Raw genomic sequence first — 26973 nt, forward strand, 5'->3', positions numbered from 1 at the left:
ATGAAGAAGGCCGTTTTTACGGGGAAAACCATTGAAGATGCGGTAAACGCGGGGCTAAAGCAGTGGAATCTCCCTGCGGAGCGCGTGAAAGTCTCGGTGCTGGAGCAGCCCGCGAAGGGCCTGTTCGGCTTGATCGGCGCCCGGGAAGCGAAGGTGGAGCTGGAGAAAATCCCCGATCCGATCGAGGAGGCTATGCTCTTCCTGGACGAGGTATTCCGAACGATGAACCTCGAGGTGAAGGTGGAACGGACCGAGGACGAGGAGGGCACCCTGCTCAACCTGAGCGGACCGGAGCTCGGCATCCTGATCGGCCGCCGCGGCCAGACGCTGGATGCGCTGCAGTACCTCACGACGATCGTCGCGAACCGATTCTCCAACGCTCACCTGCGCATTGTGCTGGATGCGGAGCATTTCCGCGAGCGGCGCAGGAAGACGCTGGAGGACCTCGCCCGGCGATTGGCCCAGCGTGTCATGAAGACCCGCAAGGAAGTCGTACTGGAGCCGATGTCTCCTTCCGAACGGAAGATCATTCATTCTTATTTGCAGAACCACTCCGGGGTAAAGACCTTCAGCAAGGGAGAAGAGCCGAACCGGCGGATTATCATCGCTTTGCGTTCCTAGCAAGCGCGGACTCATGAGAGGGCATCCGCCCTTATTCGGAAAGCGGATAACAAAGGCGCAATGACTTGGGGATCTCGCCGGTCATTGCTTCTTTTTTTGTATCCGATCAGACAGGAGGCGTACAACCCATGATGGAAGACACCATAGCCGCTATTTCCACCCCGCTCGGCGAGGGGGGAATCGCCGTCATCCGGGTGAGCGGACCGCAGGCCGTGGAGCAGGCGGGACGCTTATTCCGTCCGGCCGGCAAACTGGAGCGAGCCAAGACGCATACCGTTCATTACGGTCATCTGGCGAATCCGGCTACCGGCGAGACGGTGGAGGAGGCGCTCGTGACCGTCATGCGCGCCCCGCGTTCGTTCACGATGGAGGATGTGGTCGAGATTGGCTGCCACGGCGGGCTCGTCTCGGTGAAGCGGGTGCTCGATCTGCTGCTGGCCGGCGGCGTCCGGCTGGCCGAGCCGGGAGAGTTCACGAAGCGCGCCTTCCTGAACGGGCGAATCGACCTCACTCAAGCCGAGGCGGTCATCGATGTGATCCGCGCCAAGTCGGATAAGGCGCATAAGCTTGCGCTGAAGCAGGTCGAGGGCGCTCTCTCCAAGCGGGTGAAGAAGCTGCGCCAGGAGCTCGTCGAGGTGATGGCTCATCTGGAGGTCAACATCGATTACCCCGAGCACGATGTAGAGGAATTGACGACGGCCTTCATCCGCGAGCGGGGAACGGCAGCGATTGGACAGGTGGAGGCCATGTTGAAATCGGCCGGAGAAGGCAAGCTGATCCGGGAAGGCATCACCACCGCCATCGTCGGCAGGCCGAATGTAGGAAAGTCGTCGCTGCTGAATGCCCTCGCCCAGGAGAATCGGGCGATCGTCACCGACATCCCCGGGACAACTAGAGATGTCATTGAGGAATATGTTACGATGAACGGGATTCCGCTCAAGCTGCTGGATACGGCCGGTATCCGCGAGACCGAGGATGTGGTCGAGCGGATCGGCGTCGAGCGGTCGTTGGGCGCGCTGGATGAGGCCGATCTCATCCTGTTTATGCTGAACGGCAGCGAACCGCTGTCGGACGATGAGCTTAAGCGATTGGAGGACCTGCGCGAGCGGGCGACGATCGTGGTGGTCAACAAGACCGACCTTCCGCAGGAAGCGGACTTGGAGCGAGTCATGATGTGGTACCCTGCCGAACGGATCGTACGCCTGTCCGTGTTGGGCGAGGAAGGGATGGACCGCCTGGAAAAGGCGGTGACCGATCTGTTCTTCCAGGGTGATGTGGAAGGCGGGGACCTTACTTACGTAAGCAATGTCCGGCACATTCAATTGCTGCGGCAGGCGGAGGAAGCCCTCCGGGATGCGGTCTCCGCAGCCGATCTGCTGGTGCCGATCGATATGATTCAGATTGATTTTCGCCGGGCTTGGGAGTACCTCGGGGAAATGGTCGGCGATCAGATGGCCGACTCGCTCGTGGATCAGATTTTCTCCCAATTCTGCCTCGGCAAATAAGGCAATACCCAAGGAGGTTAGCTCGTTATGGGATATGATGCGGGCATATATGAAGTCATCGTGATCGGAGCGGGCCACGCCGGCTGCGAGGCGGCTCTCGCCGCCGCCCGGATGGGGTGCCGCACGTTACTCCTCACCATCAACCTGGATATGGTGGCGTTCATGCCCTGCAATCCCTCGGTAGGCGGACCGGCCAAGGGGCATGTGGTGCGGGAAATCGACGCACTCGGGGGAGAGATGGGCCGCAACATCGACAAGACCTATATCCAGATGCGCATGCTGAACACAGGCAAGGGCCCGGCCGTTCACGCTTTGCGCGCCCAGGCCGATAAGTTCCTCTATCAGCATGAGATGAAGGAAACGATCGAGAAACAGCCGAACCTGACCCTGAAGCAGGGGATGGCGGAAGAGCTCCTCGTGGAGAACGGCGTCATCCGAGGCGTCGAGACGAAGACGGGCGCACGCTATTACGCCCCGTCCGTCGTACTGACGACCGGCACCTACCTGCGCGGCAAGGTGATCGTCGGCGAGCTGATGTACGAGAGCGGCCCGAACAACCAGCAGCCGTCGGTTAAGCTGTCCGCCTCGCTGAAAAGCCTCGGGCTGGAGCTGATCCGGTTTAAGACCGGCACTCCGCCCCGGGTGCACAAAGATACGATCGATTTCAGCAAGACGGAGATTCAGCCCGGAGACGAGCATCCGAAGTTCTTCTCCTATGAGACGACGGAGCCGGTACCCGATCAACTGCCTTGCTGGCTGACGTATACCTCCGGCGAAACCCACGAGGTGATCAGCCGCAATCTGCACCGGGCGCCGATGTTCACCGGGCAGATCGAGGGAACGGGTCCGCGCTACTGTCCGTCCATCGAGGACAAAATTGTCCGGTTCGCCGACAAGCCCAAGCATCAGATTTTCCTCGAACCCGAGGGGCGGAATACGGCCGAATATTATGTCCAGGGCTTGTCTACCAGCATGCCGGAGGACGTGCAGCTTGAGATTCTCCGTTCGATTCCCGGCCTGGAGCAGGTGGAGATGATGCGCACCGGGTACGCCATCGAATACGATGCCGTCGTGCCGACGCAGCTCTATCCCTCCTTGGAGACCAAGCTCGTCAGCGGCTTGTTCACGGCGGGTCAGATCAATGGTACCTCCGGTTACGAAGAGGCGGCCGGACAGGGCATCATGGCCGGCATCAATGCCGCCCGCAAGGTGCAGGGAAAGGACCCGGTCGTGTTGGATCGTTCGGAAGGGTACATTGGCGTGCTGATCGACGATCTGGTCACCAAGGGAACGAATGAGCCGTATCGGCTTCTGACCTCCCGCGCCGAATACCGGCTGCTGCTCCGGCACGACAATGCCGACCTGCGGCTGACGCCGCTCGGCTATGAGCTCGGACTGATCTCGCAGCAGCGGTATGAGGCTTTCCTCCACAAGAAGGAGCGGGTGGCGGCCGAGCTGCAGCGCCTGAAGGACATCCGGATTCGCCCCGACGAGGAAACCGCGGCTGTTCTGGCCGACATCGGAACCGCACCCATCGCTCAGGCGGTCGACGGCATCTCGCTGCTGCGGCGGCCGGAGGTGTCCTATGAGCAACTCAGCCGGCTTTCGTCGCCGCCTGAACCGCTCACCGAAGAGATGAAGGAGCAGGTCGAGATCCAGGTAAAATATGCCGGTTACATCGAGAAGCAGCTGGCTCAGGTGGAACGGCTGAAGAAGATGGAAAAGAAGAAGATACCTGACGATATTCGGTATGACGAAATCCATGGCCTGGCCTCGGAAGCGAAGCAGAAACTGGAAAGAATCCGTCCCATCTCGATCGGGCAGGCTTCCCGCATTTCGGGCGTGACCCCTGCCGACATCTCCATTCTGCTGATCCACCTGGAGCACTATAACAAAGTGAAGGCGGCCCGAAGCGAATGAGCGAGAACGATTCCAGCAAGTCTGCCTCCCTGGCAGAGATACTAATCCGGCTCACGGCAGAGAAGGGGCTAGCCCTAAACCAGCGGCAGATGGAGCAGTTCGATTTGTACTACCGCGAGCTGGTGGAGTGGAATGAGAAGATGAACCTCACCGGCATCACCGATCGCGATCAAGTTTATATCAAGCATTTTTACGACTCCCTCTCGCTCGCCTTCTTCGAAGATCTGTCCTCCGTCGAAACCCTCGCCGATATCGGGTCGGGAGCGGGCTTCCCGGGAATCCCGCTGAAAATTGCCTTTCCCCACCTCAAGCTAACGATCGTCGATTCGCTGAACAAGCGGATCGGCTTTCTGCGGCATCTGGCGGATACCCTCGGCCTGGAAGGAGTAACGCTCGTCCACGGACGAGCGGAGGACATCGCCCGGCTAACCGAGCATCGCGACCGTTACGACGCCGTAACCGCACGCGCGGTGGCGCGGCTCGCGGTCTTGAACGAGCTTTGCCTGCCCTTCGTCAAGGTTGGCGGCTGGTTTGCCGCGATGAAAGGGGCGGCGGTAGCCGAAGAAACCGCGGAAGCGGGCGTCTCCATCCGCGAGCTCGGAGCCGAGCTGGCTGGCACCCATTCCTTCCGGCTGCCGATGGAGGATGCCGAACGCTATATGGTGATGCTGCGCAAGATCAAATCCACTCCCAAAAAATACCCGCGCAAGGCCGGACTTCCGGTTAAGCAACCGCTGCTTTAAGTTTCTCCGCCGCCGATTGTTTCACGTGAAACATGATCGATACGGAAATGATACATTATACCCGGGAGGAATTGGCAGGCATCGCGGAGAATTAAGATAAAGGCAGCGATGAACGCGAGGCCGACGCTCCGTTTATCACAGAATGTAGATGAGTAGGTGATTGTGCCCGATGAAAGAGCAGCTGTCCAAGTTGTTTGGCTTTAACGAACGCAGTTCCGCGGACGAGGTCAAGCAGATTCCCATTTCCGAGATCGTGCCGAGCCCGTACCAGCCTCGCACCATCTTCGACGAGGAACGGATCGACGAGCTGTGCCAGACGATCAAGACACACGGCGTCATTCAGCCGATCGTGGTGCGCGTGCGCAACGGCGGGTTTGAAATCATCGCCGGAGAGCGGCGGTTCCGGGCTGTCCGCAAGCTGGGGATGGAATTCATTCCGGCGATCGTTCGCGAATTCAACGATTCGCAGGCCGCCTCGATTGCGTTGATCGAGAACCTTCAACGGGAAGGCCTCACGGCGCTGGAGGAGGCGATCGCTTACCAGCAATTAATGGAAATGCATCAGTTGACTCAGGAGAGTCTCGCTCAACGGCTGGGCAAGAGTCAATCCACAATCGCCAACAAAATCAGGCTGCTGCAGCTCCCGGACGGGGTCAAGCAGGCCTTGGCCGAGCGAAAAATCACCGAACGCCATGCCCGCGCCCTGCTGTCGCTGGACCAGGAAGAATTGCAATTGAAGGTATTAAGCGATATTATTACTAAAGAGTTGAACGTCAAGCAGACGGAAGCGAGGATCGCTTTTTATAAGGAAGCAGCTCAGCTGAAGAAGACCAAGCGGCTCTCTTATACGAAGGACGTTCGGCTTGCCCTCAACACAATCCGCCAATCCGTCGATATGATCAGCAATTCCGGCATGACCGTCAAGACGAAGGAACAGAATTACGAGGACCGTTACGAGATTATCATCACCATTCCGAAGAAATAGCAGGCAGATAGACCATAGCGCAAGAGCCGTTCAACGGGGCAGACTGGTCCGGCTTGTTTTGAGCCGAACCGGGCAGCCGTTTTTCTTTCTTCGGCATCCTTTTTAGCATCTTCTTCGTCTATTTGTATGCCTGTATGAAACGAAAATTGATAGGAACAGCCCGTTATCCGTCTTTCTCCTCCGCACGATTCTCTAACCTTACTTAATGGAATCCCAGCATGCGAGAGGATAACGAACTGGATGGGAAGGACAAGCAGTTGAAAACCGTACAGATGGAAAAACAACAACCCGCAGCCAGGAAGCGGGGAGGCCTCGGCCTGTCCCTGCCCCTGTTGGAAGAAGAGCCTACGGCCACCGAGGAGCCGTCCGATATTGGCATTTCGAATTCTGGGGTGAACACTTTGTCCAAGATTATCGCCGTGACGAATCAAAAAGGCGGGGTAGGGAAAACCACAACCTCAGTCAATCTGGGCGCGTCGCTTGCCTATCTCGGGAAGAAAGTGCTGCTGGTCGATATCGATCCGCAGGGCAACACGACTAGCGGAATCGGGATCAACAAGGCGGATGTCAACAACTGCATCTACGATGTGCTGATCAATGATGTGCATCCGAAGGATGCGATTATGGAAACCGCCATCCCCAACCTAAAGATCATTCCGGCCACCATCCAACTGGCAGGCGCCGAAATCGAATTGGTCTCGACCATATCCCGCGAGGTCCGGTTGAAAAAGTCGCTGCAGCTGATCAAGCACTTGTTTGATTACATTCTGATCGACTGTCCGCCTTCTCTCGGCATTCTCACGGTGAACTCCTTGACGGCTGCCGATTCGGTCATCATCCCCATCCAATGCGAATACTACGCCCTGGAAGGGCTAAGCCAACTGCTCAATACCGTTCGGCTGGTCCAAAAGCATCTGAACACCAGCTTGCAGATCGAAGGCGTTCTGCTGACGATGTTCGACGCTCGCACCAACCTGGGCATTCAAGTGATTGAAGAAGTCAAGAAATACTTCCAGCAAAAAGTGTACCAAACAATCATTCCGCGCAATGTTCGGCTCAGCGAAGCGCCCAGCCACGGGCAATCCATCATCACGTACGACCCCCGATCCAAAGGAGCCGAAGTCTATATGGAACTCGCCAAGGAAGTGGTTCAATATGAATAAGCGTTTGGGAAGAGGCTTGGATGCGCTCATTCCTTCTTTAAATATCAACGACGACGACAAGGTAACCGAGATTCCGCTCTCGCAGCTCCGCGCCAATCCGTACCAACCGCGCAAAACGTTCAACGAAGAGACGATCAAGGAATTGGCCAGCTCCATCAAGGAGCACGGCGTCATCCAGCCGATCATCGTCCGCAGCGTCCTTCGCGGATATGAAATTATCGCCGGCGAGCGGCGGTTCCGGGCGGCGCAGGAATGCGGTCTGGAGACCATTCCGGCGGTGATTAAAGCGTTCACCGACCGCCAAGTGATGGAAATCGCACTGATCGAGAACATTCAGCGCGAGGATCTCAATGCCATCGAACTGGCGGTCGCTTATCAAACCCTGGCCGAATCGCTCCAGCTCACGCAGGAAGAGCTGTCGGCGAAGGTGGGCAAGAGTCGGTCGCACGTTGCCAACTTCTTGCGTCTTCTCCAGCTTCCGGAAGAAATTAAGCAATATGTTTCACGTGGAACATTGTCGATGGGCCATGCCCGCGCCATTGCCGGCGTGAAGAGCGACAAGATGAAGAAGCAGCTTGCCGACATCTGCATCCGCGAGCAATGGAGCGTGCGCGAGCTGGAGGAAGCGATCAAAAAGCAAGAGCAAAAAAAGACCAAGGAAGCGGAACCGGCCCGCAAGGCCAAGGGGAATCCGTATATCGTGCAGGCCGAGGAAACGCTGCGCGAATATTTCCATACGACCGTCAAGATCAAGCACGGCAAGCAAAGAGGGAAGATCGAATTTTCCTATTATTCGGAAGATGACCTGCAGCGGTTGCTGGATATGCTACAGGGATCGCCGTCTTAACCGGATCGGCTGTAAGCATACCGGCGTGATTCCCTAGGGACCGCGGTATGCTTCTTTTGTTTTCAAAGGGAGGTAGGAGGGTGGAGCCAATCTATCTGGACTGGGCGGCCTCATCGTGGCCGAAGCCGCCAGCCGTCACGCAAGCGATGGTCCATTTTCTTGAGGGGAACGGAGCCAATCCGGGTCGTGGCGGGCATCGCCAAGCGATGGAGGCTTCGCGGGCCCTCTACGGATGCCGCTTGGAGTTGGCCCGGCTATTGGGCGTCGCACGGCCAACGGATATCGCACTGCTGTCCGGTGCGACGGAAGCGCTGAATTTGGCGCTGAAAGGCTTTTTGAAGCCGGGTGATCATGTGATTACGACGGAACTGGAACACAATTCCGTTCGGCGGCCGCTGGAATGGTTGAAAGAGCATGGCGGGATCGAGCTTACCTATATTCCTGCGGGACATCACGGGAAACTGGAGTTGACCCGGCTTGCAGAGGCGTTTAAGCTGAACACGGCGCTTGTCGCCTGCAGCCATGCGTCGAATCTGCTCGGCAGTGTCCTGCCAATTGCCGATATCGCTGCCCTTTGCCGCAGGCGGGGAGTCAGACTGCTCGTCGATGCGGCTCAGACGGCAGGCAGCTTCTCGATTGATGTGGAAGCAATGGGAATCGATATGCTGGCATTCCCCGGCCATAAAGGGCTGCTCGGTCCGCAGGGGACGGGTGGCTTGTACCTGGCCCCCGACTTGGAGCTGGAACCGCTGCTGCAGGGGGGGACAGGCAGCAATTCGGAGGAGATCCGGCAGCCGAGCGTTCGGCCGGAACGGTACGAGGCCGGAACACGGAACACGCCGGGAGCGGTCGGCTTGAGGGAAGGCGTGCGTCACGTGCGGGAGACGACGACGGAGGCCGTTCGCCGGCATGAGCAGGCGCTGGTCGACCGGCTTCACGCCGGTTTGTTGGAGCTGCCGGGTGTCCGCTGCTTGGGACCGGCGCCAGGCGAAGAGCGTGCAGCGCTAGTGTCCTTCGTCCTGGAGGGAGAGGACCCGGCGGTTACGGCGTTCCGGCTGGACCGGGAATACGGAATTGCCGTGCGGGCAGGCTACCACTGCAGTCCCCTCGGGCATCGAACGGCGGGAACGGAAGCGACCGGAGCGGTTCGGGCCAGCGTCGGATACGCAACTACAGCCGAGCAGATCGATACGCTTTTAGCGGCTTTGCATGAGATGCGGCAAGGTTGACAGAGCAGAGAAAAAAAGGGGATGGAGAACCATGGGGTTGACGGAGGGAACTCTGGGGCAATCGGAGCTTTTTTTTGCCGGCGGGTTGGCGCTGTTTGCGGCATCGCTGCTCTTATTTGTAATTGTTTGGGTGAGGCTGGGCCGTTTAAACAAACGCTATAAGACGATGCTGAACGGCAAGTCGGGAGCCGATTATGAAGAGCTGCTGATCGATATCCAGGAGCGGGTGAATCGCTGGGGCCAAGCGACCGATGCAACGGACGCAGAGCTTCGAGAGTTGAAGGAATCCTTGAAGCGGCACAAGAGCAAGGTGGAGGTGGTCCGCTATCAGGCGTTCGATCAGAACGGCAGCGACCTCAGCTTCTCGCTGGCCATTGTCGATGAGCTTCGCGATGGAGTGGTGCTGACCGGCATTCACGGCCGCGATCAGACCTTTATGTACGCCAAACCGCTGGCGAAGGGTGAATCAAGCTACACCTTATCTCCGGAGGAAAAGCACGTTATTGAGCTGGCGGCGAGCGGTCGGCGCAAGTAAGGCGGGGAACGACGGCACGTAAGCCGGAGTCCAAGCGCAGTTGAGAACGGGAACAAGCCCGGACGGATGCGTTGTCGCAGCCGAGGGCTTGTTGAACCAGTGGAACGATTCCTTTGCCAAGCTGCAGAGAGGGACGTGTGACAAGCCCCTGGATTTATTCCATTCCCGAGGAAGCTTGTTCGCGGTAGAGGTTGGTGCGAGTAAATAAAGCGATCCGGCCGCAGTGGATCAGTGACATGTAGATGGCTTTTGCGATCAGTTCGGCGAGGTCCATGACCAGGCTGAGTCGGGTGTTCTGCAGCACGAAGTATTCCATGAAGCCGCCGACGTTGACGATTCCGGTGATGTGCATTTCTCCAACCTCGGGCAGCTCCTTGTTGACGCCGGCCCCGGGGCGCAGCGGACCGGGGGAGAGTTTAACGCTGCCGATATGGGCGAGCTGCCCCAAGCAAGCGTCGATTCCGATGATGAACGGATCTTGGAAGTCGCGGTGAACGGCGCACATGATCTCGTTCAGATTCATGGCGTGAACGGGCTGCTCCAGTGTGCCGTACAGATGGATATCGCTGAAGTTGTAACGGCGCAGCCGCGACCCGATGAGGGGCCCCAGCGAATCGCCGGTGGAGCGGTCGGTTCCGACGCAGATGAACACGACCGGACGATCGGCGTCAACCAAGCGAAGGCAGGACGAGAGCTGTTCGGCCATTCGCTCGGCAACGCGGCTTTCGTCTTTGGAAAAGAGGATGGGCGAAAAGGAGAACGACTTGGCGCTTTTGGCTTCTGGCTTCATGGGATTCCTCCGCGGTTGATTTTTTACTAGTATATGAAGAAGTTAGTAGTTTTATACGCGCTTTCCCAAGAGGAGGAAATTCGATGTTGCTCATCGCGTTCGATTCCACCCAGCAGGCGCTCCGAACGGAAATGCTGCTCGATTATGCAGGGGTGGAAAGCGACACGCAGCCGACGCCCAAGAGCATCACGGCGGGCTGCGCGCTGTCCATCGGATTTGCCGAAGAGGAGCTGCCGAAGGTGGCGGGACTGCTGCGGTCGGAACAGGTAGAGATCCGCGGGATATTTCGGTTCCATACCGATGGATATGTTCCGGTAGAGTGGTAGACCCGGATTGAGAGAAAAAGAGGGAGGGAGGGCTGGCTGTGCTATTGACGTTACAGGTGAATAATACGCAAGTTGCGGATATGTGGGAGAAGATCCGCGATTTCTTCGTAGATCCGGAAATGTGGTGGGGGCTGCTGGCGACCCTGCTGAAGGTCGCGTTCATTCTGCTTGCGGCCCGACTGGTGAACCGTTTTGCCCGAACGGCCATCGCCCGGATGGTGCTCGAAAAGGATAACAGCCGGTTGCGCATCAATGCCCGGCGTTCGAAGACCATCGGGGTGCTGATCGAGAATGTCATCACCTACACGGTCAATTTCCTGGCCCTGCTGCTGATTCTCAGCCAGTTTCATTTTGATCTGGGTCCGCTGCTCGCGGGGGCGGGAGTGGTCGGTCTCGCCATCGGCTTCGGCGCTCAGAGCATCGTCAAGGACATCATCACCGGCTTTTTCATTATTTTCGAGGATCAGTTTGCCGTCGGCGACGTGATTCAAACGGGCAATTACCGGGGAACGGTGGAATCGATCGGCCTGCGGGTTACGACCCTCCGGGCTTATACGGGCGAGGTTCACATCCTGCCCAACAGCACGTTTACGGCGGTCACGAATTACTCGATGGGCAACCCGGTAGCGGTGGTGGACCTGTCGTTCAGCTACCAAGATGACGTGGAACGGGCGCTCCGGGAGCTTCAGCCGATCTTGGAGCGGTTGTACGAATCCAATTCCAATGTGGTAAGCCTGCCGCTTGTCCAGGGCATTCAAACGCTTGGCGAGAGCAATGCGGCGGTACGGATCACCTTGGAGTGTCAGCCGCAGACGCGGCAGAGCGTCATTCGCGAGCTGAACCGCGAGATCGAGCGGCGGTGGAAGGAAGCGGAGCTGCCGCCGGTCAAGGGAGCGAGCTATCTGCCCGAGGAGAAGGGGTGAGACGATGGAACGGAAGCAATTTCAGCTGGGCGATGTCGTCCTGATGAAGAAGCCGCATCCCTGCGGCGTCAACGAGATGGAGATCATCCGGATGGGCATGGATATCCGGGTGCGCTGCACGGGCTGCAAGCACAGCGTGCTGATCCCGCGGGCGAAGTTCGAGAGCAAGATGAAGAAGGTGCTGCGCTCGAATCCGGCTTTGGCGGCTCAGGAGCAGGAACGGCGGGCAGGTGAGGGGACGGGGGAAGGCTTGGAGTAACGAGGCAATCCGAGATGAAAAAAACGAAGCCAACGCAAAAAGCCTGAACCCTTGCTTTCGGGAAGGCAGGAATCGACGAGTCTGTACCCGGTACAGGCTTTTTTCTTTGGGTGGAATTGCCGACCCGGCACAAAGCTTACGAGAAGAGGAGCCAGTCATCAATCCTGACTCCAGGTTCCCGAGCCGCCTGTGTTCAGAGTCCAGGTTTGGTTATCGTGCTGCACGGCATAGACGCCCTCAGCAAGCGACCAGGAGCAGCGGGCGAATGATCCTTTTGGCTGATCGACGATAGCCTTCCAGTGGTCGCCTCCGTCTTCCGTGACGAAAACCAAGGAGCGGGTCGAGTCCGGACGGGTGACGAGGAAGCCATCCTTGGGCGTTACGAAGAGCGGCGGATAAACGAAAAGCAGAGCATCCTGGAACGAATCGGGCACAGCGATGGCTTGTTTGCTCCAGGTGGTTCCTCCGTCCTGTGTGGCATACAACCCGACCGTCCCTTGCCAGGGGGCATTCGTCGTGATCCAGCCCTTTGTCTCGCTGGTAAATACCATCCCCGACTTGACTCCTTCGGGAAGGAAGCTTTGCTTGTCCGCTGATTTGGCGATTTCGCTCCAGGTCTGCCCTCCATCCCGGGTTTGGTACAGAGTCATGTCCTCGCGGAACATGCCATAACCCTCATAGAGGGATTTCCATCCGACTTGATCGTTAAGAAAGAACGACTCCTCCCGCTGATTTACCGGTTGATCCGCCCCGGAGACAGCGGGTGAGGGCGAATCGGCCGTTTCCGGTGGAGCAGGCGAAGACAGCCCGGAAGAGGAGGGGGAGACTTGACGGACTACTCGGTCGAATGTACAGCCGGACAGCAGGCTTAGAGCCGCCATAAGCATCAAGAATGCGCGCTTTCGGTTCATCGGATATCTCCTTGCTCCCGCAGAGTTGAGGATTCTGTAAAGAGGACGAAAAGAAGCGATGAAAGGATGCGGGCGATCGGAAAGGTTAAAAGCGACTGGAAGCAAGTAGGTATTGCAAGAAGCGGACTCGCTGTGGTACAATAACGTTCGTGTCATCCATATGGAGAGGTACCCAAGAGGCCCAAGGGGGCTGACTCGAAATCAGCTAGGCGTGTCAAAGCGTGCGTGGGTTCGAATCCCACCCTCTCCGCCATCCCAACCTAAGCGTTAGGGAGAATATTCAGCTACATAACAAGGCCTTCATGAACCTTCCGTTTGTGTTTACCGACACAGGGGAAGGTTTTTTGTTTTGACGAATGGACGATACGGCGAAGGGAATGCTTCAAGCGAGAAGCGAGCGCCAGAAACGGAGCGGATACAGAGGATGGAGCGAGAAGAACAGAACCGGGCGGCATGGAACAGCGGCACGTATGCGGCATGGCTGGAGCGCTTCGGGTCTCCCGAAGAGGCGGCGGCGAAGATCGTCCGGGACCCGGCCAAGCGGATCGGTCCGGTGCTTGCGGACATGGGCGGAAGCGTCGCCGGCAAGCGGGTGGCGAACCTGCTCGGGTCGAACGGCAACAAAGCCGTCGCCTTGGCGCTGCTTGGTGCCGATGCCACGGTGATCGACTTTTCCGAGGGGAACGAACGGTATGCCGGGGAACTGGCGAAAGCGGCAGGAGTATCCTTGCGGTATGTTCTGGCCGATGTCCTTCGGCTGCCGGAGAGCGAGTTTGAGACCCCTTATGACGTGGTGTTCATGGAATTCGGCATCCTTCATTATTTTACCGATCTCGCTCCGCTGTTCGAGACGGTTCGGCGGCTGTTGAAGCCGGGCGGGGTACTGGCCCTTCAGGATTTCCATCCGGTCTCGACCAAGCTCATCTCGTCCAAGGGAACCACGGCCGCCATCCGCAAGCACAAGGTGACGGGCGATTACTTCGACGAGAGCCTCGAGGTGAAGGAGGCGGCGTTCGCCAAGTTCCTTCCGGATGAGGTTAAGGGGGACGAGACGCCGACGGTGGCGCTCCGCAACTGGACGCTCGGGGAGATCGTTACCGGCGTCGCGCAGGCGGGCCTGTTCATCCGCAAGCTGGAGGAGCTGCCGAACCAGTCGTCCGACACCTTCGACAAGGGAATTCCCAAGACCTTTACGCTGATCGCGGAACGGATGCTCTAACCAAGCGGCAGCCCTTTCGGACCGGATGGGAGCTTCGGCGGGAAAAGCGGTAGACATGGAGCCGCAGCCAGGACCACGATGCCAAAAGAGGACCTTCGGCGGAAGCGAAAAACGCCGAACGGGTCCTCTTTGGCATATCGGATTAGACCAGCGTCAGTTTTCCGAATTGCGGTGCTTGCGCGTCCACTTGCGGTTGTGGTTCGACGGCTCGGGGAATTCCTCGCCCGCCTCCAGTTGGATGGTCTGCGGGTTCTGGATGCCCATGATCCGGTCGTTCTCGCCGATCTCCATATAGGTTCCGGTGTTGGGAGCCTTGTCGCCTGCCCGGAACTCGGTTTTCTCGCCCATGCGCTCACCTCCGTCTCCCGATTAGTTTGGCTTCCCGCGCTTTTCCCATAACCCGGTGAGCCATGGTAAAGAACGGAATTGCAGGTGCTTCCTGCTTGTCCGGCGGCCCAAATGCGCACTTGTGTTTGCCTAGCCAAAATGCTATAGTTAGAAGGTGCGAGTTTTGTTAACCCTTTTCTCGCTCCTTGCTCCTTCGGCATCCTCGGATGCCCTGATGTCCAAGAGGGAGCCGCCAAGTCCATAAGGAGGTGAACCAAGAATGCGCAAGTACGAAGTCATGTACATTGTTCGTCCCGATGCGGAAGAACAAGCTTTTCAAGCAGCGGTTGAAAAATTCCAAACCATCATTACCAACGGTGGTGGCGAAGTAACCAAAAGCGAAGTGATGGGCAAACGCCGTCTCGCGTATGAGATCAAGAAGTTCCGCGACGGATTCTACGTCCTCGTCAACTTCACCGCGGAGCCCGCGGTTGTGGCCGAGCTGGAACGCGTAATGAAGATTTCCGACGAAGTCATTCGTTACCTGATCATCAACGACGTCGCCTAAGGTTCGTAGCCGAGCCCCACTGTTTAATTGCCGTTAGGAGGAAGCCGATGTTAAATCGTGTGATTCTGATCGGAAGATTGACCCGCGACCCCGAGCTGCGCTATACGCCGGCGGGTGTGGCCGTAACTCAGTTTACCCTGGCGGTGGACCGGCCCTTCACGAATTCGCAGAAGGAACGGGAAGCCGATTTCATACCGGTCGTCACGTGGCGTCAGCTTGCGGAAACCTGTGCCAATTATTTGCGCAAAGGCCGCTTGTGCGCCGTCGAAGGCCGCATTCAAGTGCGGAACTACGACAACAACGAAGGCCGCAAGGTGTACGTCACCGAAGTGGTCGCCGACAATGTGCGTTTCCTGGAATCCCCGAACCGCGAAGGCGGAGGACGGGCCGAAGGGAACGGGGGATACCGCGAGGAACCGGCAGGCAACCGATATGGCGGAGGCGGACGGGACCATCAGGACCCCTTCGCAGACGACGGCAAGCCGATCGATATATCGGATGATGATTTGCCATTTTAAACCGGAAGGAATGAAAAGAGGATGAGCATCAACAAGCGCGACGGAGAAGAACGCGGCGAGCGCAAGTTTGGCGGCCGCAAGGGCCGCAACAAGCGCCGTAAAGTGTGCTACTTCACCGTCAACAAGATTAAATACATCGACTACAAGGATACCGACACGCTCCGCAAGTTCATCAGCGAGCGCGGGAAGATTCTTCCCCGTCGTGTAACCGGAACGTCCGCGAAGTATCAGCGGATGTTGACGACCGCCATCAAGCGTTCCCGTCAAATCGCTCTGCTTCCGTACACCACGGAATAAGCGGAGTTTGCTTAGACAGCCGGGCCCATGCCCGGCTGTTTTTGATTTGTCCGGCGCGAGGCGATTCTATCCTGCCGCCGGAGTGTTATGCTATAATGAGGGGTAAGTCTGAACATAGAGAGGTTGAGTGGGTCCGGGTGAACCGTAAGCTTCCGAGCATACGGATGCCGCTTCTCTGGAGCGTCGTCCATTTTCTTATCTTTTTCTCACTGATCGTGCCCGGAATCAATCTCCTCACGATCCATTTGATGATGGCGGTCATCCTCTATCTGATGATGAAGCTGGACCTCAAGCGGTTTCTTCCCATCTACGCGGCGAATCTGCTGCTGGTCGGGCTGGCTTCCGGCTCCTGGGCCCCGGTGATGCTGCTGTTCCCGCTGATTTTCCTGCCCGGAGCGGTTGTGATGGGCACCCTATACAAACGCAAATGGACGGCATACCGCACGGTGGTGGCCGGTGCGCTGACCTTGGTGGCGGAGATGATCCTGACACTGATTGCGGTCCGGCTATCGGGACACGATCCGTTCGAGGCGATGAAGACGATGATGCACCAAAGCCTGGCTGGGGTGCCGGAAAAGTACATTGATCTGTCGCAGCTCGATGCCTTGTTCTATACGCTGCAGATGACTTCTCCTCTGGTCATGCTGGCGATCGGCTTTTATTACGCGCTCATCACGCACGGCCTGGCCCGCGCCTTCTTTGGCAAACAGGACGGGAGCATTCCCGCTCTGCCGCCGCTCAGCAAATGGCGCGTTCCGCGCGTCACGGCCATCTATTTCATCGTCGTGCTGGTGGCGAGCTTGTTCATCAACCAGACCAACGGTTCGGCTCTGGCGATGATCGTACTGAATCTGCTGCCGCTGCTGATGCTGCTGCTGACGCTGCAAGCCTTATCCTTCCTGGCTTTTGTGGGTAAGAAGTTCCGATGGTCCAAGGCGATTCCCTGGATTGCGCTTGTTCTCATTCTTATCTTCAACATGGGCATGTACATCGCGGTCTTCGTGGGACTTCTCGATCTCTTGTTCTCCCTCAAGGAAAGGCTGACGGATAAAACTTGACTAGCGGAGGCGTACCGGAATGCCGAAGAAATTGCTGAATCGCTGGCATGGCCGCCATGTGCTGGCGGCGCTCGCCGCCCTGGCCGTGCTGTCGTTCCTGCTTTTCCTGCAGGACTGGCGGCTGGCTTTGGCCGGTCTTGTCTTAACGGCGGTTCTGGGGTTCTATACGATTCGGGCGGAGAAGGCGTTCCGCAAGGATCTGAACCGCTACGTGGCAACCTTGTCAAACCGGATCAAGAAGGCCGGGGGTCTGGTGCTGCAGGAGATGCCGATCGGCATTATCCTCTACGACGAAGACAAACGGATCGAATGGCATAATCCTTTTATCGGGCAGATTGTCGGCAAGGCTTCGGTGATCGGGGAAGCGCTCGGTGAAGTGGTTCCGGCCATGAAGAAGAGGGACCGGGATTCGCTGATGGAGTTTCTCATCGACGGCAAGATCTATCAGGGGCTCGTTAAGGAAAACGAACGGCTGATCTTCATCCGCAACATCACCGAGGAAGCCGAGCTCCGGCAAAAGTACGAGGACGAGAAGCTCGCCATCGGCATCGTGCTGCTGGATAATCTGGAGGAAGCGACGCAGGGCATGGATGACCAGACCCGCAGCATTCTCCTGGCCAAGGTCACCAGCGTTATGAACGAATGGGCCCAGCAGAACAGCATCTACCTGCGCCGCCTGTCGTCGGAGCGCCATCTCCTGCTGATGAATCAGCGCTCGCTGCAGGAGCTGGAGCATGACCGGTTCAGCCTCCTGGACGACGTCCGCGACATGACCGCCGAGCTCAAGGTGCCGATCACCCTCAGCATCGGCGTCGCCTCCGGCTCGGACAGCATCACCGAGCTCGGCCAGTTGGCGCAGTCGAGTCTCGATATGGCGCTCGGCCGCGGCGGCGATCAGGTCGCGGTAAAGGTGGGCGACAAGACCTCCTTTTACGGCGGCCGTACGAATGCGATTGAGAAGCGCACGCGGGTTCGGGCCAGGGTCATCGCCCACGCGCTGCGCGATTTGATCAAGGAAAGCGACAATGTCGTGATCATGGGGCACAAGCTGCCCGACCTCGACTCGATCGGGGCCGCCATCGGCGTGCTGAAGGCCGTTCAGGCGCATAAGAAGGAAGGCTTCATCATCATCGATTGCGTCGGCCCGTCCATTCAGATGCTGATGAACGAGCTGCAGGAGGAGAAGCAGGCCAGCCGGTTTATCACCCCCGAGCAGGCCACGCAGATCACCACGGCGCGGACTCTGGCCATCGTCGTCGACACGCACAAGTCGTCGATGGTCGCCGAGCCGCGGGTGTTGGCCCAGACCAACCGGCTGGTGGTGATCGACCATCACCGGCGGGGCGAGGATTACTTGCAGGACGCCATGCTGATTTACATGGAGCCCTATGCTTCCTCGACCTGCGAGCTGGTGACGGAGCTCTTGCAGTACATTCACGAGCGGCTGACGCTGGGCGCCCTGGAGGCGACGGCGCTGCTCGCCGGGATGATGATGGATACGAAGAATTTCAGCCTGCGGACCGGCTCGCGGACTTTCGATGCGGCCTCCTACCTGCGTCGCAGCGGAGCGGACCTCGGCATGATCCAGCAGTGGCAGAAGGAAGACCTCGGCACGTATGTGAGCAAGGCCGATATTATCAAGCATGCGGAAATTCTCTATGACCGGATCGCCGTAGCGGCCGCCGAAAAGGGTCAGCGGCACAACCAGGTGCTGTTCGCCCAGGTAGCGGATACGCTGCTGAACATGTCCGGGATCATCGCTTCCTTTGTCATCGGGGAGCGAACGGACGGACTGATCGGCATCAGCGCCCGCTCCACCGGAGACCTGAACGTTCAATTGGTTATGGAGGAGATGGGCGGCGGCGGGCATCTGTCCAACGCAGCGACGCAGATTGACGGCGAGATCGGCGAGGTTACCGAAAGACTGAAGAAAATCCTGGCGAAAATGATGATGGAAGAGGGGTTGGCGGAATGAAGGTCATTTTTCTGAAGGACGTCAAGGGACAGGGCAAGAAGGGCGAGGTCAAGGAAGTCTCCGAGGGATACGCCAAGAACTTCTTGTTCAAGCAGGGGGTTGCCAAGGAAGCCACGGACGGCAACATCAAGACGCTCGACCTGCAGAAGCAGTCGGAAGCCAAGCGCAAGGAACGCGAGAAGGAGGACGCCCGAGCGCTTGCCGAGAAGCTCTCCGGCATCACCCTGACGCTGAAGCATAAAGCGGGAGAAGGCGGCCGGCTGTTCGGCTCGATTACGACCAAGCAGATCGCCGAGGAGCTGGAGAAGACCCACAAGATCGTCATCGACAAGCGCAAGATGGTGCTGGACGATCCGATCCGCATGGTCGGCACGATGAATATTCCGATCAAGCTCTATCCCGAAATCACCGGAACCCTCAAGGTTCAAGTGACGGAGGAATAAGGGAAGATGGAAGGGGAACTGCTGCTCGAGCGCATTCCGCCGCAGAACCTGGAGGCGGAGCAGGCGGTGCTCGGCGCCATTCTGCTGGACGGAGAGTCGCTGGTCACGGCGATGGAGCGGCTTTCCGGCGACGATTTCTACCGGACGGGTCACCGTTATATCTTCGAAGCGATGATTTCGCTGGCCGATGGGGATGAACCCGTCGATCTGGTGACCCTGACGGCCAAGCTTCAGGCGCGGGCCCAACTGGAAGAGGTGGGCGGCGTCACCTACCTGTCGGAGCTGGCCAACGCGGTGCCGACAGCGGCCAATATCGATTACTACGCCCAGATCGTCGAGGAGAAATCCATGCTCCGCCGGCTGATCCGGGCGGCAACGCAGATTGTAACCAACGGTTATGCCAGCGAGGATGACATCGGCGGCCTGCTCAGCGAGGCCGAGGCGCGCATCCTGGAGATCTCCAACCGCCGCGGCGGCAACGGCTTCATCTCCATCCGCGACGTGTTGATGGAGGTCTTCGAGAAGGTGGAATTCCTCTCGCAGAACAAGGGAGGGACCACCGGCATCGCGTCCGGCTTCCGCGACCTGGATAAGATGACCTCCGGCTTCCAGCGCTCCGACCTGATCATCGTGGCGGCGCGGCCGTCCGTCGGGAAGACGGCGTTCGCGCTGAACATCGCCCAGAATGTCGGCGTGCGCGAGAAGGAGACGGTCGCGATCTTCAGCCTGGAAATGGGCGCGTCCCAGCTCGTCCAGCGTATGATCTGCGCCGAGGCGAACGTGGACGCAACGCGGCTTCGCACCGGCTTCCTGGAGCCGGACGACTGGGAGAAGATGACGATGGCCATCGGCTCGCTGTCCGAGGCCAATATCTATATCGACGACTCGCCGTCCGTGACGGTGAGCGACATCCGCGCCAAGTGCCGGCGGCTCAAGAAGGAACGAGGGCTGGGCATGATCCTGATCGACTACCTGCAGCTTATTCACGGCCGCAGCAAGAACGGCGAGAACCGGCAGCAGGAAGTCTCCGAGATTTCCCGGACGCTGAAGCAGATTGCCCGCGAGCTGGAAGTGCCGGTCATTGCGCTGTCGCAGCTCAGCCGCGGCGTCGAGCAGCGGCAGGACAAGCGGCCGATGATGTCCGACCTGCGCGAATCGGGCTCGATCGAGCAGGACGCCGACATCGTCGCGTTCCTGTACCGGGACGATTATTACAACCAGGAATCGGAGAAGAAGAACATCATCGAGATCATCATCGCCAAGCAGCGTAACGGCCCCGTGGGCACGGTGGAGCTGGCGTTCTTGAAGAATTACAATAAGTTTGTCAGCCTCGACCGCAGCCAGCAGGGAGCGGCGGGGTAAACCATCAAGTCCGCCCGATTGGGCGGACTTTTTTGTTAGGGGACGGCAGATTCCGACCATTATCGCAGAATAACCTTCTTTGGATAAGGCTCCTGCTGTGCGATATTCCACATTTTATCGATGTAGGCCGTCGTGTAGGCCTGCTCCAGCCGGTGGTAGAGGAAGCTGGCCCGATCGGTCAGCCGGTATCCATGTTGCGTCCGAGCAAGCAAGCCCAGGCGCCGGGCCAAACGCAGTTCCAGGCCGAACATGTCGTCGAGCCGCTTGCCGGTGACTGTGGCAAACCTCCGGTCATCCAGCCTCAGGCTGTACGCGGCCCAGAAGAGAGAATAGACGGCTCGCTGGCGCTCGGTGAAGGCGAGAGTCAGCGCGGTCGGCAGCATGTCGGCAGACAAGGCCTCCGCGTATTCCTTCACGGAGAAGGTATTGACCTTGAAGGAAGTTTGCAGCAGCGTAGCCGCGCTTGGACCAAAGCCGAGGAAGAAGTCCCGGGTCACCGAAGAATAGGGGGTGGTTCCAGGACGGGCGAAGGTCCAGACCGAGGTTCGCTCCAGTCCCAGCCGATCCGCTGCGGCCGTGAGGGCGGCGAGACGATCGCGTTTCAGTCGGTGGGATTCGGGAGGCCGGGGATTCGTCGCATACGAGAAGTCGATGAACGGATAGGCCGACACCTGTGTGGCCCCTTCCGCAAAAGCCGTCTGCAGATCGCACAGCAGGCTGCCCTCGGTTTGCCCCGGCAAGCCGAAGAGGAGGTCTACGTCGATGACAGAGAATCCGAAGCTTCGCACCAGGCTCAGCTTTTCCATCAGGTCTTTGCCCGATCTTCCAATAGTGCGGAGACAGCCTTCGTCAAAGGATTGAATGCCGATGCTGACGAGGGTAATCCCGGCCTGCTTCAACGTGTAGAGGGTAGCCGGCGTGATGTCGTCGGGGTGGAGCTCCAAGCCAACTCCCTGCTGGATCAGGAAGTAGCGGTTCAGCCGCTTAATGATCGTTCCCAAGGATGCAGCAAGTAGGGCCGGAGTTCCCCCGCCGAAATAGAGGGTGGTTACCGGTTTGCGTGAGGGCAGCGACTGGCCGACCAGGTCAATCTCCTTCAGCAGCGCTTCGACATAGCGAGAACTCTGTTCTTCGTCATACAGTTCCTTATAGTAAGGGCAGAAGGGGCATAGAGACCGGCAAAAGGGAATATGAACGTAAAGTCCCAGCGGTTCAAGCTCGGCAAAATCGAGGCGTGGGGTTTGCTTGCCTTCAAAGACGAAGGGAGCAAACGAACGGGTAAGGCCGATTCTAATGAGGGAGGTAAGCATAGGCCGATCGCTCCTTAAGGCGCACCAGATTAGATGTACTTTAGATAGGTGAACAACATATCCGCGATCACCCGGGGATTGCCGCCAAACACGAGAGAGTATTCGGCAGCAAAAAAGTAGCCGCAGTTGTCGCACAGCCCCGGTACCTCCGAGCAGCGTCCGCAGATATAGCGGGTACCGTTCTCGGAAACCAGGCACTGACGGCAGGGAGTGGCAAACCGGTTCTCGGCGATATAGGGGAAAGCGGAGCGCAGGTTGAAGATCGGATACCCTTGATCCATGAGAGCCGCAATTCGGCTAAGGCAGCCGGTTTTCTGGGCGGCATCGAGCTGCAGGGCTTGCGTTTCGGGATAAGGGGTATGAAAGTTGAAGGAGATAGCGCGGATGTTCGGATGCTGGTTCGCCATGTCGGCGACGGCTTCAATCTCTCCCTGATTGATCTGGTTGATGGCCATGTAGAGGCAAATCTGGCTGCTTGGAGAAGCGTCGATGTTATGGAGAATGAGGTCAAAGGTGTCGCCTCGAATCGTGTTGTGGAGATCACGTGAGCCATCCAGGCTGAGTAGGATCAGGTCGGCTTCCGGCAATTCCAATGGATAAGTGCCATTGGTTACGACATTGACGATGGGGTACCCGATTTGTTTGGCAGCGCGGACGACATCCCGCAGCGTTCGGCCCCTGTCCGTCCACAAGAAGGTCTCCCCGCCGCAAAAAAACAGGATGCGAATCCCTTCGTCATACAAGCTCTGCATCTCATCCCGGAGGCTCTCATACGAATGAATGACCCCGGTGAGGTTATTCACGGAGCAGTGTTTGCATTGCAAATTGCAGGCATCGGTCACGATGAGGGTGGCGAGAATCGGCTTCGTCCGCTTGAACAAGATGGTGGACAAACCAAATAGGGAGAACTGGAGCAGGGTGGACAGCTTCATGCCGCTTACCCCCTATCCGAATCTGGGGACAGGAGTTCGTTCAAGCGGACTTTAACCGATTCGTAGTCGAAAGAGGAGCAGATGCGGCGGTTGCCGCCATCAAGAAGGCGGAAATGTTGGGAAATCATATTCTTTTGAATTTTGAAATGGCCTTCCTTCGACACGTCCGTCCACCACACCTTGCCGCCCATGGTTTTAGGATAGTGGCGTTCCGTCTCTCCAAAGGCAAGTGCCATGACGATGTCTACCGGAGGACCGCCGAAGCTCATGCTGAGAATCTCGCTCCGCCCGAAAAGGCTGCAAAGGGCAACAGCTCCCATCCATCCGAGCGACGAACGTCCCTTTTCAATCTGCACCAGCGTCTTCTTGGACATCCCGAGGAGCTCCGCCATTCGGTCTTGGGAATAGCCATATTCGGTACGGACGAGCTTAACCTTCTCATCGATTCGTTGAATAAACTCTTCTTGATTCATATCAGCACCCCTTACATAGTGTAAAATTACACCAAAAGGGTAATGTCGTCAATCCTTATTTCACGGGATTAAATTCTGTGGGTCAGCATCAATACGAACAATAATTATTACCAATCGCTTGATTGTTCGTCTTTTCAAATTGACTTTGCCGGTAGCGGCTGGTACACTGATAATGCTGCTTTGACGCGTCACCCGAAAAGCATGGCTTTGTCATGGTCGGGGGGCAGCGGCCGCCGGAGGGCGGGAGCGGGAATCGCCGGCTGAAGGCGATCCGCAAGCGGCAAATTCGCCGCGCCCAAGAGGCGCGTCAAACGGGGGAATGTTCATGCCAACCGTAGTCGTCGTCGGTACCCAATGGGGAGACGAGGGAAAAGGCAAAATCACCGATTTCCTGGCGGAATCGGCGGAAGTGGTTGCCCGCTATCAAGGCGGAAACAATGCCGGGCACACCATCCTCATCGACAATAAAAAATACAAACTGACGTTAATCCCGTCCGGAATTTTCTATAACGAAAAGGTTTGCGTCATTGGCAACGGTACGGTCATCAACCCGGCTGCGCTGCTGGACGAAATCGCTTATATTCGGGAAAATGGCTTTTCCACCGCCAATCTGAAGATCAGCGACCGCGCCCATGTCATCCTGCCGTACCACCTCGTGCTCGACAAGCTGGAGGAAGAGCGCAAGGGCGCCAACAAGATCGGTACGACCGGCAAGGGGATCGGGCCGGCTTATATGGACAAGGCCGCCCGCAGCGGCATCCGCATCGCCGACCTGCTCGATCCGAAGGAATTCGAGCGCAAGCTGCGGCATAACGTCAAGGAAAAGAACTCGCTGATCGAGCAGGTATACGAGGGCCAAGGGGTAGATGTAGAAGAAATCCTCGCCAACTACCTGGGGTATGCCGAACAGCTCCGGCCTTATGTAACCGATACGTCCGTCGTCCTGAACGACATGATCGACCAGGGCAAGCGCGTGCTGTTTGAAGGCGCTCAGGGCGTCATGCTGGACATCGACCACGGCACGTATCCCTTCGTCACCTCCTCGAATCCGTCCGCCGGAGCGGTCTGCATCGGCTCGGGCGTGGGACCGACGAAGATCCATCAGATCATCGGCGTCGCCAAGGCTTATACGACCCGCGTCGGCGACGGTCCGTTCCCGACCGAGCTGAACAACGAGATCGGCGACCGCATCCGCGAGACCGGCCACGAATACGGCACGGTCACCGGCCGGCCCCGCCGCGTCGGCTGGTTCGACAGCGTCGTCGTGCGGCATGCCCGCCGCGTGAGCGGCATCACCGGCCTATCGCTGAACTCGCTCGACGTGCTCACCGGACTCGATACGGTGAAGATCTGCACCAGTTACCGCTACAAGGGCGAGATCATCGAGCACTATCCGGCGAGCCTCGATGTGCTGAACGAGTGCGAAGCGATCTACGAGGAATTGCCCGGCTGGAGCGAGGACATCTCCGCCGTTCGCTCGCTCGACCAGCTGCCGGAGAACACCCGCCGCTACGTCAGCCGCGTCTCGGAGCTGACCGGCATCCCGATCTCAATCTTCTCCGTCGGCCGCAACCGCGAGCAGACGAACCAGGTTCGGCCGATTTACGTTTAACGACAAGGCTCGGCGGTTGCTTCCGCCATAGCCATTCATGCGTCATTTCGCCGCGCGTTCCGATCATCCGGAGCGCGCGGCTTTTTTGTTCAAGCTACAGACAAGGGACGAAGGAGCAGCGGAAAGGGGATTGACAGGGGCTGAAGAATGAATTACTATATCCATTAAAGATATATCATTAATGAATATAACTAAGAAAGATACAATGCTTTCAGGAAAGGAGGCGAAGAAGGTGTCCCGAAGCAGCAGTTACGAGCTGGAGCAGTTGACCGATCCGGCTTATTACATCCTGATCTCCCTGCTGACGCCGCGGCACGGGTACGGAATCATGAAGTACATTTCCGAGCTGACCGGCGAGGAAGTGACGATGGGCCCGGCGACCCTGTATACGTTGATCAAGAAGATGCAAAAGGACGGCTATCTCGTCTTGAACGGAGAAGAGGAAGAGCGCCGCAAGGTCTATTCGCTCACCGACCAAGGGAAATCGATCATCGGAAAAGAAATCGAACGCCGGTCCCGAATGGCGGAACACGGCCGCAGGGCCATTCAGCAGGCTAAGGAGGAGCGTACCCATGACTAAGAGGAACATCCGTTATATCACAAGCAACGGATTGGCTTTCTCGGAGGAAAAAGAGATGCGCAAGCTGGCGCGACTTGCCGCCGAGGGATGGCTTTTGGAGTCCTTTGCTTTTCTGGGGTACCGGTTGAGGCGGGGAAAGCCGCAAGAGCTCGTCTACAGCCTTGATATGCAGCGGGTGGACCCGGCGGATTGGCCGGAATACCGGGAGGTGTTTGAGGCCGGGGGTTGGCGGCATGTGTGCAGCGCGGGTGAGGAAATGCATGTGTTCGCCGCGACTCCCGGCACGCCGCCCATCTTCTCCGACCGCAGCACCCGCCGGGAAAAGTACGAGCGTATGAGCCGGATAACCGGCTGGAGCGCGATGATCAGCCTGCCGGTCCTGCTGGCCGGGCTGGCCGTCGGCTGGGGCGGAGAGTCGTCCTTTTCAAGTACGGCGGCGCTTGTCCTCACCGGGCTTGGCGCTGTGATCGGCGTCCCCAATCTGATGATGTTCGTCGCCTACCGAAGCAGGATCGGCCGGTTGAGTTAACCCTGCTGCGCGGCCCCAGCGTCTTCGAAGTGGTTTAGATTCCAAGACATCCCGTCAATACTGGTGAGGGACCGATACCGGTCATGAACCTCATCATGGCTTTTGAAGGGAGAATCGAACCATGACCAAATGGCTTCAATGGACGGCCAAGCTGATGATCGGAACGATGCTGATCAGCGGATTGACCTTATGCTTCACCTGGCTGACGATCCGAACGTATGTCGACAAGCTGCTCACCGCCTATCAGATCGACGTGCCGGATACGGGGCTTGCCGACCTGTTCGGCTTTGGCGGCAGCAAGAATGCAGCGGACGGCACCTTGCCGACCCCGCTCGCGGAAGCCTCCACCCCGAGCCCCGGAACGGGAGCGGCCGGAGCGACGCCCTCCGCCACGCCGGCGAACGCCGACATAACCGGCGCGTCCCCATCGCCCGGCTCTTCCGGCTCGCCCGGCAGCGCGCTCGGCGGAGCGGAAGAAGGCGGCGGACCCGGAGCTTCTCCGGGCGCAGAAGGGCAGAAGGACCGCGTGCAGAGCCTCGGCAGCGTCGGGACTTCCTCGGCGGGGGCCTCGCTTGCCATGACCAGCCAGCAACTGGTGGACCTGAAGGAGAGAATGTCGGAGACGGACAAGGCGCAGATGATCGCCCTCCTCACGAAGATGCCGGAGAGCGTCCTGCAGCAGCTGACCGCCTTGCTGGAGGACGGACTTACCGCAGCGGAGCTGGCCCGGATGAAGGAAGAATCCTTGCGTTACTTGAACCAAGCCGAGTATGGCCAATTATTGAATATCTTGAACAAATACGAATAATCAAACAATTTGTGAGCGAAACGGTTGAAAGAATCGTAATCGATGTGATAAATTAGATTAAGCTTTGTTGGGGTGTGCCTTTTAGCAGGGGACATCCCTTCCGCGTCCTACCCGGGACGCATTCAGCCGCTGAAATTCGTCGCAACCTGTCGAAGAATGATCGGATTTGGATTCAATTCACGGATGCTTCGGGGATCGGGGACCC

Annotated in this window: 30 protein-coding genes and 1 tRNA gene; 25 read left to right on the top strand and 6 right to left on the bottom strand. The window is 58.2% G+C overall.

The genetic code is table 11. The features are described from left to right. The 9 genes from jag to ACSEXS_RS12765 all read left to right on the top strand — a co-directional run bounded on the left by jag (position 1) and on the right by ACSEXS_RS12765 (position 9548). On the top strand, positions 1-621 hold the full coding sequence (gene jag / locus ACSEXS_RS12725; protein WP_438433613.1) for an RNA-binding cell elongation regulator Jag/EloR: 621 nt from the start codon (positions 1-3) through the stop codon (positions 619-621). Positions 622-749: 128 nt separating this feature from the next. After that, on the top strand, positions 750-2126 hold the full coding sequence (gene mnmE / locus ACSEXS_RS12730; RefSeq protein WP_438433614.1) for a tRNA uridine-5-carboxymethylaminomethyl(34) synthesis GTPase MnmE: 1377 nt from the start codon (positions 750-752) through the stop codon (positions 2124-2126). Between the two features lie 27 nt (positions 2127-2153). Then, positions 2154-4046, top strand: a complete 1893-nt coding sequence (gene mnmG / locus ACSEXS_RS12735; protein ID WP_438433615.1) for a tRNA uridine-5-carboxymethylaminomethyl(34) synthesis enzyme MnmG — start codon at positions 2154-2156, stop codon at positions 4044-4046. After that, complete coding sequence (rsmG, locus tag ACSEXS_RS12740; protein WP_438433616.1) at positions 4043-4789, top strand: 16S rRNA (guanine(527)-N(7))-methyltransferase RsmG; 747 nt, start codon at positions 4043-4045, stop codon at positions 4787-4789. Before mnmG ends, rsmG begins: the two co-directional genes overlap by 4 nt. 169 nt (positions 4790-4958) lie before the next feature. Then, entirely contained in the window at positions 4959-5774 is an 816-nt protein-coding gene (noc, locus tag ACSEXS_RS12745) for a nucleoid occlusion protein (protein ID WP_438433617.1), read from the top strand. A 401-nt stretch (positions 5775-6175) separates the two neighbouring features. Continuing rightward, positions 6176-6937 (top strand): ParA family protein, encoded by a 762-nt coding sequence (locus ACSEXS_RS12750; RefSeq protein WP_438434034.1) that lies wholly within the window; start codon positions 6176-6178, stop codon positions 6935-6937. Further along, positions 6930-7784 (top strand): ParB/RepB/Spo0J family partition protein, encoded by an 855-nt coding sequence (locus ACSEXS_RS12755; RefSeq protein WP_438433618.1) that lies wholly within the window; start codon positions 6930-6932, stop codon positions 7782-7784. The genes ACSEXS_RS12750 and ACSEXS_RS12755 overlap by 8 nt, the downstream gene beginning before the upstream one ends. An 80-nt stretch (positions 7785-7864) precedes the next feature. Beyond that, positions 7865-9013, top strand: coding sequence for an aminotransferase class V-fold PLP-dependent enzyme (locus ACSEXS_RS12760; RefSeq protein ID WP_438433619.1), 1149 nt, complete (start codon positions 7865-7867; stop codon positions 9011-9013). A 31-nt stretch (positions 9014-9044) separates the two neighbouring features. Next, a complete protein-coding gene (locus ACSEXS_RS12765; protein ID WP_438433620.1) occupies positions 9045-9548 on the top strand; it encodes a DUF4446 family protein in 504 nt (167 codons plus the stop codon). A 154-nt stretch (positions 9549-9702) separates the two neighbouring features. Here ACSEXS_RS12765 and yyaC read toward each other — a convergent pair whose 3' ends face one another. Continuing rightward, positions 9703-10338 carry a spore protease YyaC gene (yyaC, locus tag ACSEXS_RS12770; RefSeq protein WP_438433621.1) on the bottom strand — a complete coding sequence of 212 codons (636 nt, stop codon included), beginning with the start codon at positions 10336-10338 and terminating at the stop codon, positions 9703-9705. Between the two features lie 83 nt (positions 10339-10421). On the opposite strand from yyaC, the gene ACSEXS_RS12775 reads away from it, so the two are divergent. From ACSEXS_RS12775 to ACSEXS_RS12785, 3 genes are read left to right on the top strand one after another with little or no spacing between them, the layout of a single operon-like run. Further along, positions 10422-10664, top strand: coding sequence for a putative Se/S carrier protein (locus tag ACSEXS_RS12775; RefSeq protein WP_438433622.1), 243 nt, complete (start codon positions 10422-10424; stop codon positions 10662-10664). Positions 10665-10702: 38 nt separating this feature from the next. After that, the gene (locus ACSEXS_RS12780) at positions 10703-11587 is read left to right on the top strand and encodes a mechanosensitive ion channel family protein (protein WP_438433623.1); all 885 of its coding nucleotides are present in this window, start codon (positions 10703-10705) and stop codon (positions 11585-11587) included. A gap of 4 nt (positions 11588-11591) precedes the next feature. Beyond that, positions 11592-11846, top strand: coding sequence for a DUF951 domain-containing protein (locus tag ACSEXS_RS12785; protein ID WP_438433624.1), 255 nt, complete (start codon positions 11592-11594; stop codon positions 11844-11846). Between the two features lie 158 nt (positions 11847-12004). Here ACSEXS_RS12785 and ACSEXS_RS12790 read toward each other — a convergent pair whose 3' ends face one another. Beyond that, on the bottom strand, positions 12005-12757 hold the full coding sequence (locus tag ACSEXS_RS12790; protein WP_438433625.1) for a WD40/YVTN/BNR-like repeat-containing protein: 753 nt from the start codon (positions 12755-12757) through the stop codon (positions 12005-12007). Positions 12758-12919: 162 nt separating this feature from the next. On the opposite strand from ACSEXS_RS12790, the gene ACSEXS_RS12795 reads away from it, so the two are divergent. Beyond that, positions 12920-13010: transfer RNA gene (locus tag ACSEXS_RS12795), tRNA-Ser, on the top strand. A gap of 171 nt (positions 13011-13181) precedes the next feature. Next, positions 13182-13976: a class I SAM-dependent methyltransferase gene (locus ACSEXS_RS12800; protein ID WP_438433626.1), complete on the top strand. Its 795-nt coding sequence runs from the start codon at positions 13182-13184 to the stop codon at positions 13974-13976. Positions 13977-14129: 153 nt separating this feature from the next. On the opposite strand, the gene ACSEXS_RS12805 is transcribed toward ACSEXS_RS12800, so the two are convergent. Beyond that, positions 14130-14324 (bottom strand): YjzC family protein, encoded by a 195-nt coding sequence (locus ACSEXS_RS12805; protein WP_438433627.1) that lies wholly within the window; start codon positions 14322-14324, stop codon positions 14130-14132. 259 nt (positions 14325-14583) lie between these two features. Between ACSEXS_RS12805 and rpsF the strand changes: the two genes are divergently transcribed. From rpsF to dnaB, 7 genes are all read left to right on the top strand, one after another. Next, positions 14584-14871, top strand: a complete 288-nt coding sequence (gene rpsF, locus ACSEXS_RS12810) for a 30S ribosomal protein S6 (RefSeq protein WP_438433628.1) — start codon at positions 14584-14586, stop codon at positions 14869-14871. 47 nt (positions 14872-14918) lie between these two features. Next, positions 14919-15389, top strand: coding sequence for a single-stranded DNA-binding protein (gene ssb, locus ACSEXS_RS12815; RefSeq protein WP_438433629.1), 471 nt, complete (start codon positions 14919-14921; stop codon positions 15387-15389). Between the two features lie 21 nt (positions 15390-15410). Then, positions 15411-15686: a 30S ribosomal protein S18 gene (gene rpsR / locus ACSEXS_RS12820; protein ID WP_058300566.1), complete on the top strand. Its 276-nt coding sequence runs from the start codon at positions 15411-15413 to the stop codon at positions 15684-15686. Between the two features lie 137 nt (positions 15687-15823). Then, positions 15824-16744 (top strand): DUF2232 domain-containing protein, encoded by a 921-nt coding sequence (locus ACSEXS_RS12825; RefSeq protein WP_438433630.1) that lies wholly within the window; start codon positions 15824-15826, stop codon positions 16742-16744. Between the two features lie 19 nt (positions 16745-16763). After that, a complete protein-coding gene (locus ACSEXS_RS12830; RefSeq protein ID WP_438433631.1) occupies positions 16764-18719 on the top strand; it encodes a DHH family phosphoesterase in 1956 nt (651 codons plus the stop codon). Next, on the top strand, positions 18716-19162 hold the full coding sequence (rplI, locus tag ACSEXS_RS12835) for a 50S ribosomal protein L9 (protein ID WP_438433632.1): 447 nt from the start codon (positions 18716-18718) through the stop codon (positions 19160-19162). Before ACSEXS_RS12830 ends, rplI begins: the two co-directional genes overlap by 4 nt. A gap of 6 nt (positions 19163-19168) precedes the next feature. Beyond that, the gene (gene dnaB, locus ACSEXS_RS12840) at positions 19169-20524 is read left to right on the top strand and encodes a replicative DNA helicase (protein ID WP_438433633.1); all 1356 of its coding nucleotides are present in this window, start codon (positions 19169-19171) and stop codon (positions 20522-20524) included. Positions 20525-20583: 59 nt separating this feature from the next. Here dnaB and ACSEXS_RS12845 read toward each other — a convergent pair whose 3' ends face one another. The 3 genes from ACSEXS_RS12845 to ACSEXS_RS12855 are packed head-to-tail and all read right to left on the bottom strand — an operon-like array spanning position 20584 to position 23239. After that, a complete protein-coding gene (locus ACSEXS_RS12845; RefSeq protein ID WP_438433634.1) occupies positions 20584-21834 on the bottom strand; it encodes a coproporphyrinogen-III oxidase family protein in 1251 nt (416 codons plus the stop codon). 29 nt (positions 21835-21863) lie between these two features. Continuing rightward, positions 21864-22766 carry a radical SAM protein gene (locus ACSEXS_RS12850; RefSeq protein ID WP_438433635.1) on the bottom strand — a complete coding sequence of 301 codons (903 nt, stop codon included), beginning with the start codon at positions 22764-22766 and terminating at the stop codon, positions 21864-21866. Positions 22767-22771: 5 nt separating this feature from the next. Further along, positions 22772-23239, bottom strand: coding sequence for a helix-turn-helix transcriptional regulator (locus ACSEXS_RS12855; RefSeq protein WP_438433636.1), 468 nt, complete (start codon positions 23237-23239; stop codon positions 22772-22774). A 325-nt stretch (positions 23240-23564) separates the two neighbouring features. Here ACSEXS_RS12855 and ACSEXS_RS12860 point away from each other — a divergent pair, with 325 nt between their 5' ends. From ACSEXS_RS12860 to ACSEXS_RS12875, 4 genes are all read left to right on the top strand, one after another. Continuing rightward, positions 23565-24851, top strand: a complete 1287-nt coding sequence (locus ACSEXS_RS12860; RefSeq protein ID WP_438433637.1) for an adenylosuccinate synthase — start codon at positions 23565-23567, stop codon at positions 24849-24851. Positions 24852-25083: 232 nt separating this feature from the next. Next, positions 25084-25431 carry a PadR family transcriptional regulator gene (locus tag ACSEXS_RS12865; protein ID WP_438433638.1) on the top strand — a complete coding sequence of 116 codons (348 nt, stop codon included), beginning with the start codon at positions 25084-25086 and terminating at the stop codon, positions 25429-25431. Further along, positions 25424-25960 (top strand): DUF2812 domain-containing protein, encoded by a 537-nt coding sequence (locus tag ACSEXS_RS12870; RefSeq protein ID WP_438433639.1) that lies wholly within the window; start codon positions 25424-25426, stop codon positions 25958-25960. The genes ACSEXS_RS12865 and ACSEXS_RS12870 overlap by 8 nt, the downstream gene beginning before the upstream one ends. Before the next feature lie 121 nt (positions 25961-26081). Next, complete coding sequence (locus ACSEXS_RS12875) at positions 26082-26768, top strand: hypothetical protein (protein ID WP_438433640.1); 687 nt, start codon at positions 26082-26084, stop codon at positions 26766-26768. The last annotated feature ends 205 nt before the right edge of the window (positions 26769-26973 follow it).

Origin of the sequence: Gorillibacterium terrae, assembly GCF_051594785.1 — a bacterium.
GTDB lineage: Bacteria > Bacillota > Bacilli > Paenibacillales > NBRC-103111 > Gorillibacterium.